The sequence below is a fragment of the Planotetraspora thailandica genome (genome assembly GCF_016863335.1).
Classification (GTDB): Bacteria; Actinomycetota; Actinomycetes; order Streptosporangiales; family Streptosporangiaceae; genus Planotetraspora; species Planotetraspora thailandica.
Genome location: NZ_BOOR01000085.1, coordinates 1 through 14313, shown reverse-complemented (window position 1 = coordinate 14313; position 14313 = coordinate 1). Strand labels below are relative to the sequence as shown.

The window sequence follows — 14313 nt, the reverse complement described above, 5'->3', positions numbered from 1 at the left end:
GTGTTGGGCCCGGGCGGCGGTGTGTTTCCGCCAAGATCTGCACCGTCGTCCGGGTAATGGAGTTAGTAGTTGCGTCGGCTCAGGTACTCCTCAAGGGCTTCCTTCAGTACCTCCGCAACGTCTTTGTCCTGAGCGGCCGCCGCGATTCTGGCGCGGCGCCGCAGGGACGCCGGGATTCGGCCGCCGAACTGAACAACCTGCTCGGCCACCGCTTCCGGCGTGGCAGTCGACATTTCCCGGGACCCCCTTTCGTCGTCGGCAGGCCCGGACCTCTTGTGACCATCCGGTTCGTTCACCGGCATTCGCTCCTTGCTGTCGCACCCGAATATCCGGAGCGTACAGCGCTGCCGTCAACGCAACACTATCGCGTTATTGTCAACAAGTCTACGAGCTAACCCGCAGGTAAGAAATTTAGTTTGCAAGTTGATTTGTCAACAGGAGCTTGCCACGCTGGGACCACACCACACCGGATGCACTCGTACCGAGTACGCCACCTGGTGAGCAGACACAAAAGGCCCCGGCGCGCGTCCTGGACAGATCCGCGCCGAGGCCACCTCAAGAGAGAGGTAGGTCCATCATGCCAAAGGGTCAGCCGACCGAGCGTCGTAAGACGGTCACGACCGTCACGCACGTCAAGCCGCACTCGAACTGGGGCCCCGGCAAGGAGCCGCAGTCGGTGCGCGACGCCTACGACGCGCAGCTGAAGGCCCAGGGCAAGAGCGGCGGCGACAAGTGACTCGCCGCGATCTGCAGGACTACAGCCAGAACCTGATCGCAGCCTCTGAGGTGCAGACCCGCAAGGGCACCACACAGAGCAGCTCTCGGCCGGCCGCCACGGTCACGGCCATCAACTCCCGCCGGGACTCCGGGAAGTCGAAGCGCTGAGGCCGCGGATCGCGCCCGGCCGCTCGACCGGGCCGGGCGTGTGTCCGGGGCAGCAGCCCCCGACAGACAAAGGCCCCGAGGTCCTCCGCTACCAACGACCGGACCCCGGGGCTCCCACAAAGGGAGACACCATCATGGCGCGATCAGAGAGCACGTGGGGCAGCGGCACCCCGGGCAAGGTCCGCAGCGAGAACACCAGCAAGGACTGGCGGCACGGCTCGAACGTCGACCGAGTCCAGACGGGCACGTCGGAGCGGAAAACGGAGGGCAAGGACGGCAAGAAGTAGCCCACCAGATCCCAGACCAGGGCCCCGGACGACCACCGTCCGGGGCCTCCGTCTACCTCCTCCGAAGGACACGCCGATGTCAACCAGCAGCACCATCGAGTGGACGGAGACGACGTGGAACCCGGTGACCGGGTGCGACCGCATCTCTCCCGGCTGCGACAACTGCTATGCGCTCCGCCTGGCGAAGCGGCTTCAGGCCATGGGCCAGCCCCGCTACGCCAACGACGGTGACACGCGAACCAGCGGGCCCGGCTTCGCCGTTACGGCCCACCCCGCCGCCCTGGCCGAGCCGTACCGGTGGCGGCGAGGCCGCATGGTCTTGGCCAAGAGAGTGAAACCCGTTATCGCGCCAGGGCACTCCGCACGGCTCCGGGCTCGGAGCACATCGCTGGGTGATCGAGCAGACGATCGCGCTGTTGAGGATTCGTTCAACTCAACGTCCCTCGTTCTTTCTCGTCTTGGTCGGCACAGAGGCCTTGCGGGCCGGCCTCTTGGTCGGGATTGGCGCTGTCGTAGGCACGATGATCATGAGTCCGTCCACGATCGCGTCGAAGCTGTCCGGGCGCCCGTACAGCCGGGAAACCAGTAGGGCGCCCTGAAGGGCGGCGACCACTCTGGCGGCTTCACCTGCTGGCTCGGTCCTCGAGCCGTCGCCGAGGAGAACCTTGGCCACCCATGTGACGTGGAGATCGAAGAACTTCCGTACGTCTGCCCTGAGCTCGGGCGGCAGGGTCATCACCTCGGCAGCGAGCATGCCTCCTGGGCAGAGCCTTTCGTCACCTTCCTCGATGATCGAACGGTAGAGGGCGAAGTACGAACGCATCTTGTCGTCAACCGGCGCGTCCATGACATCGATCTCCGCGAGCTGTTGTCGGGTCCACTCGCAGTATTCGGCGATCACACGGCGAGCCAAGTCGACTTTGTTGGGGTAGTAGTGGTGCACCGCAGCGCGCGTGATACCGAGTGTCTTGGCGAGGCTGCCGTAGTGCAGCCCCGCGTACCCACTCACCTGCATGACCTCTCGCGCCAATCCCACGAGCCGTGCGGCCGTGCCGTTGTCGTTCTTCACCTGTGCACCTCGCTTCTGTGAGCCAGATCTCGCTCTGCGGAAACCGTTGACACTTACTTGCGTGTAAGTAATGCTAAGGCTGATCGAGGCCAGAGTCTAGGCCAGTCGCCAAAGCGCGGGATCACCCCTCACCATGAACAAGGAGTGCAGCCCATGACCACAATCAATGGGTTCGACGTTGCTGCGTTGGCGGAAACGGTCCATGCCGTGACCGAGGAACGGCGGCTCGGGCACGTGACCCTTGCCGTACAGGGTGAGTGGCAAGGTGGTCTGGCGGTTCGGTCGACGACCGGTGCTCTAACGCAGGGCGGCGTGAAGGACGAAAGCCGGGCTGGCAAGTTCGTCATGGAAAGCGACGAACCGGAGGCATTGCTCGGTGGGGATACCGCAGTCTCCCCCGGTGAGTACGTGCTGCAGGCGCTCGCTGGCTGCTACACCGTGACGCTCGTGGCGAACGCCGCCGCCAAGGGAATCGAACTCCAGAAGTACCGGCTCGGGCTCGAGGCGGATTTCGACCTCAGCGGCTTTCTCGGCATCGACCAAAGCGTTTCTCCCGGCGTCCAGGAGGTCAGGGTGACCGTTGACGTTGAGGCGCCGGGCGCGACTCGGGAGGAGCTCGAAGAGCTGGTGAAGCTTGTCGAGCAGCGCTCCCCGATCCGCGACACGCTTGTGCGCGGCGTCACCGTTACCACGCAACTCTCCTAACCCGCATTTTTCGAAGGCCTTTCGAGGGCCAGGAATCCATTTCACATGGCAGCCACAGCGAACAGCATGGTCTGCTCTGGCTGTAGCAACTATGAGGAGGAACAACATGAAGGTACTCGTAACCGCGGCATCACACACCGTAGGTAACGTGGTGGTGCGCACGCTGTCTGAGCAGGGAGTGCCCGTCAGGGGCGTCGTGCGTCGTCAGGAGAATGCCACAGCCCTGCGCGGCCAGGAGCTGCCAGGTGTTGAGGTGGTGGCGGCCAATCTGGCGGACGAGACTGCCGTTCCCGCGTTGATGGACGGCATCGATGCGGTGTTCCTAATGACGGGCATGGTGCCTGATCAGCTTGCCCAGGAACAGTTCGTGATCCGGGCAGCGTCTGCGGCGGGAGCGCGGCGCCTGGTCAAGATCAGCGTCGGCGGCCCCTCACCTGACGCGCCCCTTGCCGTGGTCCGTGCCCACCATGCGGCAGAGCAGGAACTCGCGGCCAGTGGCCTCTCGTATACGGTATTGCGGCCTTCGTTCTTCATGGACAATCTGCTGCAGTTCGTTCCCTGGATCGACTCTTCGGGACGCCTCCCCCTGCCGATAGGCGACGGTGTGATGGCGATGATCAACTCCCGTGATATCGCCGACGTCGCAGCGATTGAACTCGCGAACGACTCCACGGAAAACCGCGAACTGGTGCTGACAGGCCCGGAAGCACTCACTGTCGACCAGGCCCTTGTCCGAGTGGGGGAGGTTGTCGGTCGGCCTCTCCGCCACATTGACGCCACCCGGGAGGACTTCCTGCGCCGTTACATGGCTGATGGCAAGACCCCTGAATACGCGGAGCAGATCGCCACCATCTACGACGGCATCCTGCGTCAAACGTACGGCGCCGACATCACCGACACCGTGCAGAAGTTGACCGGTAACCTGCCCCGTACCATCACCGACTTCGCGCACGACCACGTTGCGGCCTTCGCTCAGCCGCAAGAGACCACCAACGGCTGACGAAGCCTGATGGCGTTTCGGCAATGCTCGTCCAGGCGGCGGACAACCACTGCCGTGTCCGTGCGGCACTCATCTGTCCCGCAGCCAGAGCGCCGTCGTGTTGCATGACATTCTGTAGGCCCGGTAACGCCAGGGGCCCGCACACGCCATGTGTGCGGGCCCCTTTGGTCTGTCTACGGCCAGGCTCAGCTCATGCTCTGCTCGATCTGGTCGAGTAGCCGACGGGCGTCCGCGACGAACGCCCGCACCTGCTCAGGATCGCCGCCCTTGCCCTTGCGGAGCCGGGTCGCGAGGTCGGCCAAGCCAGTCCGCACACGCGTCGTCTGCGTCTGGAAAGGGCTACGCCGGCCGACGCTCCCGCCGTCGCCCTGGCCGTCCCGGTCGAGAAACTCCCTGATGATGAGGACGGCCGCCGCCGGGTCCCACTGCGTCGGCACGATGGCCACGACATCCCGCAGGAGCTCCGCCGTCACCCGGACGCCGTCCGCCTGCGCGACCGTCGCGTACACGAGTTCGGCCGCGTCGTCGCCGTGCACGGTGGCCACCGGCAGCAACTCGCGCACGTGCCGCTCGCTGACTTTGTCTCCCATGGGAGACACGGCGAGCAGACGTTCGGCCAGCGACCACTCCGAGATGAGCCGGTACGCCTGTGGCCGCGACATGCTCCACCGGTCCAGGCAGTAGTCCTCAAACGTCGCGTGCGCCTCCCGGTAGAGCCGCGCGTCGCGGATCACCTGCAAGGCCCGGCCGGCGACCCAGAACGCCAGCCGGAGGTGTTCCAGCGCCGCCTCGCACGTCGTCAGGTCGCGCCGTTCCTGCGCGCCGAGAAGGTCGCCGTCGCTCACCGGCTCATACGGCCGCGGCACCGCCTCGCGGAGCCGTTCGACCGCCTCGCCGGGCGCGGCCAGGACGCCGCCGGCCCCTGGGCTCGCCTCGCCCGGGCGCGGCTCTGGCAGCGCGATCTCCGGCGGAGGCGCAGCCGGATCACCCTCCGGTGCCTTGGACAGTCCGGACCGTCCCCGGCCCTGCTTGATGAGGCTGCTCACCGGTTCTCCTTCCGCTTCAACAGGAGATCAAGGATCTCACCGTATGTAGCGACCAGTCGCTTTGCCTCCCGGCCCGGCGCCGACGTGATCGGCACCTGCGCGAACCGCGCTTCTTCCCGGATCGCGTACTGCCGCACCAGGTACCGCACATCCGCGTCAGCCTCCCCAGAGGAGGAGGCCACCGCCGGGAGGGGCTCGCCGAGCACCATCTCACCCCACGGCCCAAGCTTCGGATCGACACGCTCGAAGAGCTGCCGGTCGAACTCTCGGTGGATTGCCCGCAGCTCCCGATCGCGGGGGACGATGCTCCGCACGATCCCCGCAACCGACAGAGTCGGACTGTAGCCCTGCCGCATCTGCTTGACCGTGCGCAGCGCCTGCGTGACCCCGTCAAGGCCGTCCGTGGTCAGCGTCGCCGGGATCAGCACGCCCCCGCCGCCGTCCTCGCCTTCAGCCGCCGCCAGCCCGGCCGTCACGAGCTTGCCACTCGGCCGCGGAGGCAAATCGAAAAGGATCACGTCGAATTCGCCGGCAACCGCGCGCAGGCCCTGCCGGAGCCGCATCTCAATCGGCCCGCTGTCCGCCTCGCGGTTCGCCAGCTTCCGCTCGCCCGGCAGTACACGAACGGTCGACGGCCAGGACTCCCCGGCCGGGTGGATCGTGTCGGCGATCGCGTCCGTGGGGTCGAGCGGGTCATCGTCCCCCGGGTTCACGTACAGCAGGTCATTCAGGGTGAAGATCTCCGGGTCGCCGATCTCCGGGATCGGCACCCCGAGCTCTTTGCTCGCCGTGGCTCGGGAGTCGAGGTCGATCACCAGGACCCGCATGCCGCGATCGCCCGCGACCGCCGCGAGCCCGTTGGTGACGCTCGTCTTTCCGACGCCCCCCTTCTCCGAGTACTCCGCCAACCTGAGGGCGCCCACGGCCACTCCCTTTCCACGTTCTCTGTCCAGGCGAGTACAGCGTCCTAGCGCCCAGGCACCCAGCGCAAGCTCACCGCACACGACAGATCCGCTTCGGACGGTGAAACCTCAGGGGCTCCGCCCCCGAACCCCCGCGCCTCGCCGGCGAGGCAGGCTCCGGGATGGCCCCGACCCACGAAAGGCGATCTTGACCGTAGGTGGTGCCGCCTGGGGTTGTGGGTCAGCCCGCCTGCCTTCTCTGGGCCTACCACGGGAACCGCTCCACTGCGGAGGCCAAGCCGCTACGCGGTCGCCTACGGCGAGCCTCCTCCGCTCCACGAACCCCGTGGTCGAGACGGCCCAGGCAGACGGGATGACCCACAAGGCCCCGGACTACGAGGAAGAGCGCCGGAGCACTCGCCGCAGGGCACCGGGCCACGCTCAGACCGGCGAAACCGCAACAGCTACATCGGGTAAACTGTTGCGCGTGAGTGTCGATCGAGGCCCGGTGACCCTGGCAGAGTGGGCCGAGACGGTGGGCCGTACCGAGGACAGCGTGCGTAACCATTGGCGACCCCTGCCAGGCTTCCCGCAACCTGTCGGCCGCCGGCCGAGCGCAAGCCCAGGTCCCGGCGTCGCCATCTACGCCCGTGCCGAGCTCGACGCCTGGCGCGCGCAGTGGGAAGTATCCAGAGACAAGCCCGCTCCCGAGCGCCTGGCCGTGCCGGGCGACCCTGACGAGTACCTCACGCTCGGCGCGATTGCCCGCCGTCTCGGAGTCGACGGCCGCACCGTCACCCAATACCGGTCACTCATCGACCAGGCCGCCGCCAGCGAGCAGCATGGCCAGCGTCGCCGCTACCGCCTGGCCGACGTCATCGAGGTACTCAACACCCGCGCCGGCCGCGGAGTCTCCCTCACCCCCGAGGTCGACCGCCGCCGCACGCACGACTAGGGGCACGGCCCGCACGCAGGACCTGACCGCCCTCCCCGCCATATCCGAGCATGACGAGTCCGCCGACATGGGCGCGGAGAACGACCGAACTGCCCGACGGTGCATCGCCGGACGGACAACCTGTTAGCGGCCCTGTGGGCCGCACGTAGTGCTCAGATGCGAAAAGGGCTCACGCCCGCCCATCTAGACGGCCGTGAACCCTTCGGGCCCGCCGTTGCCGCGGCAAGCCCCTCGCCTGCTCTGGTGCGGTTCCACGTGTCAGTTACGGAGTCTCACCAGCTCATGACGCCTCAGTACATACCCGTGATGTGCAGGTACTTAGCGTCGCTTCTCCATTAGACCGGAACAAATCGGACACGGGAGACGGCTGATCCAGATTTGAACGCGGGTGTCCCTTCGTGGACGACAACGTGCGGATCGGAACACCTGTGAACACCTGCGAACGGCTCCGCACAGACGGGCGAAGAGACCCCGAGCAAAGGGCGCCATCCGGACACGGGAGCGGGTCATCATGGTTTCAGTGGATCACGTCCGCCACACCCTCAATGCCGGTAGTTGCCGCTGCCGCGAGGGTCGGTGACGGTCTGGGCCACATGTCAGGTTCCACGTGTCAAGTTCGGAAAGGGCTGAGCGTTCTTGCTCTGCATCAAGATCAACACCCCCTCGCTGGACAACCGTGTTGTTGTCCCGCTCCTCGTCCTCGTCGTCATCTTCGTGTTCCTCTACGCGCTCCTCCAGCGCGGCTACACGCCGCACGATGTCCTGCTCCTGGTCGGCGGGGGATGTGCGGCCGCTACCACCATCGCTGCCCGGCTCCTGCCCCGCACTTCGGGAGCGTGACCTGGTGGCCGAAAACTCTTCTCCGGAAGCGGCTCATCAGGGACCGCTGATCCTTAGCCGAGTTCGTGAGATCCGGCACTACACGCGAAACATGCCCCCGTCGTGGCGGGACCTCTACGAGCTTGCGACCGCCACGATCCTCATGAATGTGTCTCTTTCCACTCCCGAGGGTCTACCGCTCCAACTCCTGAAGTACCTCGCCACCACGGCGCGGCGTGGCGGGACGATAGCGCCCGGCGCCATCGACGATGTCATGGAGCTGCCGGGAGCCGACGCTCGGCTCATGGCGAACCTTCGGAGTGCGGCCATGAGGGTGAGGATGCTGGCCGTGCCGACGTCCTCCGAGGAGGGCACGGCCGCGGACAACGAGCGCATTCTCGCGACGGTCGAGTCCCCACGTGCGACCCCGACCCTGCGACGTCGCCGGGCGTCGGTCCCTCGGCAGATCGAGGACCTGGACGGGTACGGCCTGAAGCCAGACCCCCTGATCGCGCGGACGCCGGCCGAGCTAGTCGACCGGATGCGGCACTACCGGATCTGGGCTGGTGATCTCACGCTACGGGAGCTGGTCCGCCGTGCGAACAACGCTTTCGCGCTCAGCACGCTGAGCAAGACCCTCAAGGAGGACAAGCTGCCGCCGCTCGACCTGCTGGTCGCCTTCATCACGGCCTGCGGCGGAAGTGACGACGACGTCCAGCGATGGAGCACCGCCTGGAGGCAGATCCGCATGCCACAGGCGTGCGCTGAGCCGCGCCAAGCGCTTTCGTCGGTAACCCCGCTCCCCCGGACCCGCAGCGTGGGCTGACGCGCAACGCGGGCCGTACGCCCTTGTCCCAGTGCCAGAGGCCGAGCTGGATCCGTCCGTCGCCTACGGCGAGCCTTCCTCCGCTTTGAGAACCGCGGCTGAGATGGCCCAAGCAGACGGGAGACCCGCGGACTACGAGGAGGAACGCGGGAGCACTCGCCGCGCACATCAGTCAGGGTGTTTCTCCCTAACCGTGGAGATGCTGAAGGCCACCATCAAGTTGATGGTGGCCTTCAGCCCGGGGCGTCCTGGCGGGCGGGTACCGGGGCACAACCGGTAGAAGAACCCGAACCCGTCGCCGTACCTTCGTGAAGCCTCTTCTCCCGAGGACGACCGACGGTATGGCTCCCATGGCCGGGCCAGGTAACCCCTGACTCCCTTGCCTCGAGCCGGCCGTCGTCCCGGGGAGCACCCCCGGGGGAACTAGTGCTCGCGGTGTGGAAGCTGACGATAGCTTTACCTATCCGCGCCCCGTCCGCAACCAGCCCTTGAAGTGGATCGAGCGGATGCACCCCTACGTTTACGCCGTGCTGGATACCTTTAAACCAAGCTTAGCCCCTACGCTTGCACCGGCTTCACCAGCACCTTCTTAGCCGATACTATGTAACGAGTAAATACTTCTCCATACTTAGGAATGACTCATGGCTACGGAGACCCGTCCGGCGCAAGCGACACGACCTGTCAGCGGGGGCGGGGAACGGCTCCCGGAGACGGTCTCAGCGACCGCGCTCGACCGGGCCAAGAAGGCCTCTCATCGCGCCCGCCGACGCGCCCAACTCCGCCTGTCATTCATTTCCCGCCCCGACATCGAGGCCGAGGCGCCACCGCTCGCCCGGATGCTGCGCGGCGGCCGCGGCGGCCAAGTTCGGCTCAAGCTGTTCCTCAGCTACCTCTGGATGCAGACCAGCGACCGAGGGACCCCTCTCTCCTATTACGCACAGTCCTGGGCTCAACTTCTCGACCTCGACCAGCCGGCTACCACTGGCGCCCGCCGCATCAACGAGGCACAAGCCTGGCTGGAGCGGCACTACTTCATCGCCGTTAAGGCCAACCCCGGGCACGCCAACGTCGTCACCGTCTTGAACGAGACCGGCGACGACAGCGCCTACATCGCCCCCGGGGCCGCGGCCAAAGCCCACCGTGCCACCCCCGAAGGCCTACGCCACCTGTACGCTCAGCTCTCCGCGACCCTCTGGACCAACGGGTACATACAGCTCATGACCGGGGCTGGCCTGGCCATGTACCTGATCCTGCTCGACCAGTACCGGGCCGCCGAACTCACCGAACCGCTCCACCACGTATGGATCAGCCCCAAAGCCTTCGCCGCACGCTACGACCTAAGCCCCGACACCCGGACCAAGGGCATCAACGACCTGCGCGACCTCGGCCTGTTGACCTTTAGTCGCAAGCCCATTAACCCCGACGACTTCGACATCGAACGGCTGCGCAACGTCTACACCCTGCACCCTGGCCAGCTTGATCAGCCGGCCCACCGGCGACCCCAGAAAATCAAGACCTCGAGCTGAGGGCTCAGCAGCTCGTTGGCGAGCGACGAAGCCTGCCTACCTGCGCCCGCCGCGCGACGAAAGCAACGAGGCCAGCCGAAGTTAGAACAGCCCCCCCTTTGTTCCGCTGCTCTTGCCGAGCTGCTGAGCTCGCGCATGCAGCTCATCCCGCACGTAAACCGGCGCGCTGAAGCCGTCCGCCCGAGCGATAAGGAAACGCTCAACGACCTGCTTACGGGCTGAGGCCGCGCGGGTCTGCTGATACTCAGGATCGGCCAACAGTTCTGCGGCTAACTCGTCGAACCGCCGGGCGAGCTCGGCATACCGCACCCTGGCCATTTCCTCGGCCTGCTCGCAGGCAGTGTCGATGGCCGTCCATGACGGCTTCTCGCTGGAATCCCCAGACAGAGCAAGCCAACTGGCCCGCCGCCGGGCGCTTCCTCTGGCAGCGCGAAAGTCCGAGTTGGCTAGGAGCATCTCGACTTGCTTGCCGATCAGCTCCCTTTCCTCGTCGTACAGCTGAGCCCTTTCCTTGTCGTCCGGTCGCTCCCTGTCCTCGTCCGTGAGACCGGTTTCCTTGTCGAGGTGGACTCGGGATAACGTCTGATCGAGTGCGCCTTGCTGCCATTCCGCATACCAGGCAGCCCGCTGCTGCCAGAAATGCACGATCCCGTTGGCAGCAAACGCGACTTCGATCTGGCCAACCTGACCTTTGCGCTCAGCCAGATCCGCCGACGGATCCTCAACGTCCGCAGGATCGAACGGCGCCGCTTCCATATAGAGGGCGTTTCCCCCGAGCTTGTGCGCCATCGCAAGGAACCCAGGCAGGTCTACCTTGCCAGGGCCGAGGAAAACCTCTCCCCCGCACCCACCCTCAGGGACAGCAGGCACCAACGTCATAGAACTCGCGGACGCGAACTCGGTGACCGATGCGGCGAGCTTGGCGAGGTCATCCACGAGCCGCACCGTAGCGGCCCCTGCCGACAGTTCAGCGCTACGACGGCCAGGTCCACGAGGTCAGCGCGGTGCCCGACGCCAGGATCGCGGCGGCCTGCTCCCTTGTGATCCTGGTGTACTGCCGGCAGTGCGACGGGGCGTCTCCTCACCCCCGCCCAGGCCCAGCTGTTGGTCTGCTTGCTCGTGATCCTGGTGTCCGCTGAGAGTGCGCCAGCGGTCTGTTCTTCCTGGTCCTGGTGCCCGCTGGCAGAGCGACGGCAGTGTGCTCGCTCGTGATACTGGTGTATCGCTAAGAGTGTGCACGAGAGCGCACTCATTTAACGTCTATGCGTTAGTCTGAAGCAACGGACCTTGCCTGAGAGTCAAGGCCGGACACGACGAAGGCCCCGACCGAGAGCGCAAATCCAGATCGAGGCCCCGTCTGATGTGAGGGTTTACGGGTTCACTAGGGTGGCCTTCCCTAGATGGGCCCGAAAACCCGCAGCAGCACCTCCCCCACGAAGAGGCCCACTCTGATGATGAGTGTGCGCTCCTCTGATGAGAGTGGTTTTCTGCTGCGTCGCCGTCTCGGCATTTCGTTTCCTTCCGTGGGCTCCGGTCGGGTTGGAGGATTCCGTCCGGTGGAGCCCGTCCCGGTCGATCCCGCGGGAAACCGACCGACTCGGAAATGCCGATGCGTCAACGCTGATGCCAAGCGTAATCGCCCCCGAATGACTTCGCGCACCCAAACCGTGGATATATGGCCCGGGGCGATCGGTCGGTAGCGCAACACACCGCAACACCAGATCTCAGGACGTACCACCACGTATCAAAATGGCGAAGTTCTGCCCACTTTGTGATTTGCGTCACACGATTGAGGGCCAGGCTTGTGTCGCCTCATACTGGGGGCCTGAGAATCGCCGCCGCGCAAGTGCGCACCCCGATTACTAGTCCGTACTCACTAGTACGCAACTTGTGGGAATACACCTTCTCCAGGGTTTCTGCTCGTGGTTAAGTCCTCGCGGGTGAAGTTCGCGTCGGTCGGGGACACGATCCGCGAACACGCTTACCGATCTGCCGTCGCGCCCAGCAGCATCCCGGCATCGTGGGAGATATGCCGCACCTCCCCCGCCTGAAGCGTCTGCTCCCGCCCTGGCGGCGCCGAGTCTCACGTCCCGGTACCACCGGGGTGGTCAGGCTGCTGCACATCGGTGTCGCCTTGGCTCTCACCCTGGCCGGTGCCATTCTCATCGCCGGCGGACTGCTGGTCGCCGCGCTGGTCTGGCTTGGACTACCGAAGAGCCCACTCACCCTCGATACCACCAACCTGCTGGAGATCGTCAAGATCTCTCTGTCCGTGGCCGCCGGCGTCGGTGGTGCCGTCGCCTTAGTCGTCGCCTACCGCAAACAGCGTCTCGCTGAGGAGGAAAACCACCGCGCCCGGCAAACGGCCCGCCGTGAGGACGCCAAGCTGTACGCCGAACGCTTCGACAAGGCCACCGACAAACTCGGCAACGACGCACCCGCGGTTCGTCTGGCGGGCGTTCACGCCCTGGCGGCGCTCGCCGATGACTGGGATGGCGGCCGCCAGATGTGCATCGACGTACTGTGCGCCTATCTGCGCATGCCTCCGGAACCTGAACCCGACGCTAGCGACGGGGCAAAACACGCCACCTGGCAGGCAATGCGAGAAGTACGCGCTACCGTCATTCGCCTCATCGCCGCCCACCTTCGTGTAACCACTCCCGTGTCCTGGTGCGGCAGCGATCTGGATTTCACCGGAGTCGTCTTCGACGACGGAGCCAACTTCTCCTTCGCTGTCTTCTCCGGCGGCACGGTGTTGTTCGACGGGGCGGAGTTTTCCGGCGGCACGGTGTCGTTCGACGGGGCGACGTTCTCGGGCAGCACGGTGTCGTTCGACGGGGCGAAGTTCTCGGGCGGCACGGTGTCGTTCGGCGCGGCAGGGCTCGACGTGCCAGAGTCCGGTGGAGTGGGATTCGGCCTACCGGAGTTTCCGTCGTGGGCCGCGCCGGGTTTCGGCATGCCGGAGTTCTTCGTGCATGAGTTCGTCGTGCCGGCTTTCGGCATGTCAGGACGGTCTGACAGGGCGAAGTTTTCCGGCGGCAGGGTGTCGTTCGACGGGGCGAAGTTCTCGGGCAGCGCGGTGTCGTTCGACGGGGCGGAGTTTTCCGGCGGCGCGGTGTCGTTCGACGGGGCGGAGTTTTCCGGCAGCGCGGTGTCGTTCGGCAGGGCGGCGTTTTCCGGCGGCGCGGTGTCGTTCCAGGCGGCGGCGTTCTCCGGCGGCACGGTGTCGTTCCAGGCGGCGAAGTTTTCCGGCAGCGCGGTGTCGTTCCAGGCGGCGACGTTCTCCGGTGGCACGGTGTCGTTCTACGGGGCGGCGTTTTCCGGCGGCATCGTATGGTTCGGCGGGGCGAAGTTTTCCGGCGGCACGGTGTCGTTCCTGATGGCGGAGTTTTCCGATGGCACGGTGTCGTTCGGCGCGGAGTTTTCCGGCGGCACGGTGTCGTTCGACGGGACGACGTTCTCCGACGGCACGGTGTCGTTCGACGGGGCGACGTTCTCCGGCGGCACGGTGTCATTCCACGGGGCGTGGTGGTCCTCCCCTCCAACAGGATTGCCTGACCAGGCACCAGGGCTGCAGCTTCCCGACGAACCCAGCGGATAGCACCATTTTTCGGGTATACTGTTGATAGTTAGTGGATGGGTTGTCGGAAGGACGGCCACATGGCTAAGGACAAGTTCAAGCGGCTGGATGAGCTCACCGCGATCAAGAACGACTTCGACAGGGAGTTGCTCGACGCCTTGAACAAGGGCCGGCGCGGCAAGCTCAGTGAGGACCACAAGCGTGTCGACGACGCGCGCCACAGCGAGATCGTGAAGCTCATGAAGGAGGGACACTCCCCGGAGGAGCTCTCTCGACGGCTCGACGACACAGATAGGTATCGCCGGTAGGAGGGTGCAGGGGTAGACCTCCTTTTCCGCCACGTAGAGCCCCGAGACGGCGAGAGTCTCGGGGCTCTACGTGTCAGCCCCCGCATCTCCGCCAGCTTCCCGGCGTCACTTCATATTGTTACGATCCGATCTCACTAAGTGATAGCCGGATCGCTGAAGACGACGGGAGGGGCGGGCATGGATGAGCAGGACGGCTCTCGCCGATTCCCGTACGGTCCGCCACCAGCCGCACGCCCAGGCCTGCCCTACGAGCCCGAGCAGGTCGAGGTCGACGGAAACGACCACGCCGACGACCTACCGCCGCGCGGCCGCACAACATGGCCAGCCCGCCGAGCCGGGGTCTCCCGGGAGAAGCTGCTACGGCCCGCGCTGATCGTGGGATTCGCGTTGTGCGCCGGCCTGGGA

Annotated in this window: 17 protein-coding genes and 1 pseudogene; 13 read left to right on the top strand and 5 right to left on the bottom strand. The window is 65.8% G+C overall.

What is annotated here, in order from left to right; translation table 11 throughout:
* Positions 1–62: 62 nt before the first annotated feature.
* Positions 63–296 carry a hypothetical protein gene (locus Pth03_RS38620; protein WP_203949475.1) on the bottom strand — a complete coding sequence of 78 codons (234 nt, stop codon included), beginning with the start codon at positions 294–296 and terminating at the stop codon, positions 63–65.
* Positions 297–577: 281 nt separating this feature from the next.
* Here Pth03_RS38620 and Pth03_RS38615 point away from each other — a divergent pair, with 281 nt between their 5' ends.
* The 4 genes and pseudogenes from Pth03_RS38615 to Pth03_RS42720 form a co-directional block, all read left to right on the top strand.
* Positions 578–736 carry a hypothetical protein gene (locus Pth03_RS38615; RefSeq protein ID WP_203949474.1) on the top strand — a complete coding sequence of 53 codons (159 nt, stop codon included), beginning with the start codon at positions 578–580 and terminating at the stop codon, positions 734–736.
* On the top strand, positions 733–885 hold the full coding sequence (locus Pth03_RS38610; RefSeq protein ID WP_203949473.1) for a hypothetical protein: 153 nt from the start codon (positions 733–735) through the stop codon (positions 883–885). The genes Pth03_RS38615 and Pth03_RS38610 overlap by 4 nt, the downstream gene beginning before the upstream one ends.
* A 134-nt stretch (positions 886–1019) precedes the next feature.
* A complete protein-coding gene (locus Pth03_RS38605) occupies positions 1020–1172 on the top strand; it encodes a hypothetical protein (RefSeq protein ID WP_203949472.1) in 153 nt (50 codons plus the stop codon).
* A gap of 76 nt (positions 1173–1248) precedes the next feature.
* A pseudogene (locus Pth03_RS42720) lies at positions 1249–1485 on the top strand (DUF5131 family protein); the annotation flags it as partial.
* A 120-nt stretch (positions 1486–1605) separates the two neighbouring features.
* On the opposite strand, the gene Pth03_RS41895 reads toward Pth03_RS42720, so the two are convergent.
* Positions 1606–2241, bottom strand: a complete 636-nt coding sequence (locus Pth03_RS41895) for a TetR/AcrR family transcriptional regulator (RefSeq protein ID WP_239119705.1) — start codon at positions 2239–2241, stop codon at positions 1606–1608.
* 153 nt (positions 2242–2394) lie between these two features.
* Between Pth03_RS41895 and Pth03_RS38595 the strand changes: the two genes are divergently transcribed.
* On the top strand, positions 2395–2946 hold the full coding sequence (locus Pth03_RS38595) for an OsmC family protein (protein WP_203949470.1): 552 nt from the start codon (positions 2395–2397) through the stop codon (positions 2944–2946).
* Between the two features lie 106 nt (positions 2947–3052).
* The gene (locus Pth03_RS38590) at positions 3053–3946 is read left to right on the top strand and encodes an NmrA family NAD(P)-binding protein (RefSeq protein WP_203949469.1); all 894 of its coding nucleotides are present in this window, start codon (positions 3053–3055) and stop codon (positions 3944–3946) included.
* A 185-nt stretch (positions 3947–4131) separates the two neighbouring features.
* Here the strand turns inward: Pth03_RS38590 and Pth03_RS38585 are convergent, their stop codons facing one another.
* Together Pth03_RS38585 and Pth03_RS38580 are read right to left on the bottom strand one after the other, a co-directional pair.
* Positions 4132–4992, bottom strand: coding sequence for a hypothetical protein (locus Pth03_RS38585; RefSeq protein ID WP_203949468.1), 861 nt, complete (start codon positions 4990–4992; stop codon positions 4132–4134).
* Positions 4989–5915, bottom strand: coding sequence for a ParA family protein (locus tag Pth03_RS38580; RefSeq protein ID WP_203949467.1), 927 nt, complete (start codon positions 5913–5915; stop codon positions 4989–4991). The genes Pth03_RS38585 and Pth03_RS38580 overlap by 4 nt, the downstream gene beginning before the upstream one ends.
* A 466-nt stretch (positions 5916–6381) precedes the next feature.
* On the opposite strand from Pth03_RS38580, the gene Pth03_RS38575 reads away from it, so the two are divergent.
* The 4 genes from Pth03_RS38575 (at position 6382) to Pth03_RS38560 (ending at position 10020) form a co-directional block, all read left to right on the top strand.
* Entirely contained in the window at positions 6382–6849 is a 468-nt protein-coding gene (locus Pth03_RS38575; protein WP_203949466.1) for a hypothetical protein, read from the top strand.
* Positions 6850–7485: 636 nt separating this feature from the next.
* Positions 7486–7689 (top strand): hypothetical protein, encoded by a 204-nt coding sequence (locus tag Pth03_RS38570; protein WP_203949465.1) that lies wholly within the window; start codon positions 7486–7488, stop codon positions 7687–7689.
* Between the two features lie 148 nt (positions 7690–7837).
* The gene (locus Pth03_RS38565; RefSeq protein ID WP_203949464.1) at positions 7838–8494 is read left to right on the top strand and encodes a hypothetical protein; all 657 of its coding nucleotides are present in this window, start codon (positions 7838–7840) and stop codon (positions 8492–8494) included.
* Positions 8495–9135: 641 nt separating this feature from the next.
* Positions 9136–10020: a hypothetical protein gene (locus Pth03_RS38560; protein WP_203949463.1), complete on the top strand. Its 885-nt coding sequence runs from the start codon at positions 9136–9138 to the stop codon at positions 10018–10020.
* Between the two features lie 81 nt (positions 10021–10101).
* On the opposite strand, the gene Pth03_RS38555 is transcribed toward Pth03_RS38560, so the two are convergent.
* Positions 10102–10956, bottom strand: a complete 855-nt coding sequence (locus Pth03_RS38555) for a hypothetical protein (RefSeq protein ID WP_203949462.1) — start codon at positions 10954–10956, stop codon at positions 10102–10104.
* 1168 nt (positions 10957–12124) lie between these two features.
* On the opposite strand from Pth03_RS38555, the gene Pth03_RS38550 reads away from it, so the two are divergent.
* From Pth03_RS38550 to Pth03_RS38540, 3 genes are all read left to right on the top strand, one after another.
* Complete coding sequence (locus Pth03_RS38550; protein WP_203949461.1) at positions 12125–13621, top strand: pentapeptide repeat-containing protein; 1497 nt, start codon at positions 12125–12127, stop codon at positions 13619–13621.
* Positions 13622–13680: 59 nt separating this feature from the next.
* On the top strand, positions 13681–13908 hold the full coding sequence (locus tag Pth03_RS38545) for a hypothetical protein (protein WP_203949460.1): 228 nt from the start codon (positions 13681–13683) through the stop codon (positions 13906–13908).
* 177 nt (positions 13909–14085) lie between these two features.
* Positions 14086–14313: hypothetical protein (locus Pth03_RS38540; RefSeq protein WP_203949459.1), on the top strand; the 228-nt coding region annotated here is incomplete at its 3' end.

What these genes read in the sequence shown, in the direction of transcription:
- Pth03_RS38545 (WP_203949460.1), top strand. Translation starts at nt 13,681, where the DNA reads ATGGCTAAGGACAAGTTCAAGCGGCTGGATGAGCTCACCGCGATCAAG.
- Pth03_RS38590 (WP_203949469.1), top strand. Translation starts at nt 3,053, where the DNA reads ATGAAGGTACTCGTAACCGCGGCATCACACACCGTAGGTAACGTGGTG.
- Pth03_RS38595 (WP_203949470.1), top strand. Translation starts at nt 2,395, where the DNA reads ATGACCACAATCAATGGGTTCGACGTTGCTGCGTTGGCGGAAACGGTC.
- Pth03_RS38560 (WP_203949463.1), top strand. Translation starts at nt 9,136, where the DNA reads ATGGCTACGGAGACCCGTCCGGCGCAAGCGACACGACCTGTCAGCGGG.
- Pth03_RS38605 (WP_203949472.1), top strand. Translation starts at nt 1,020, where the DNA reads ATGGCGCGATCAGAGAGCACGTGGGGCAGCGGCACCCCGGGCAAGGTC.
- Pth03_RS38615 (WP_203949474.1), top strand. Translation starts at nt 578, where the DNA reads ATGCCAAAGGGTCAGCCGACCGAGCGTCGTAAGACGGTCACGACCGTC.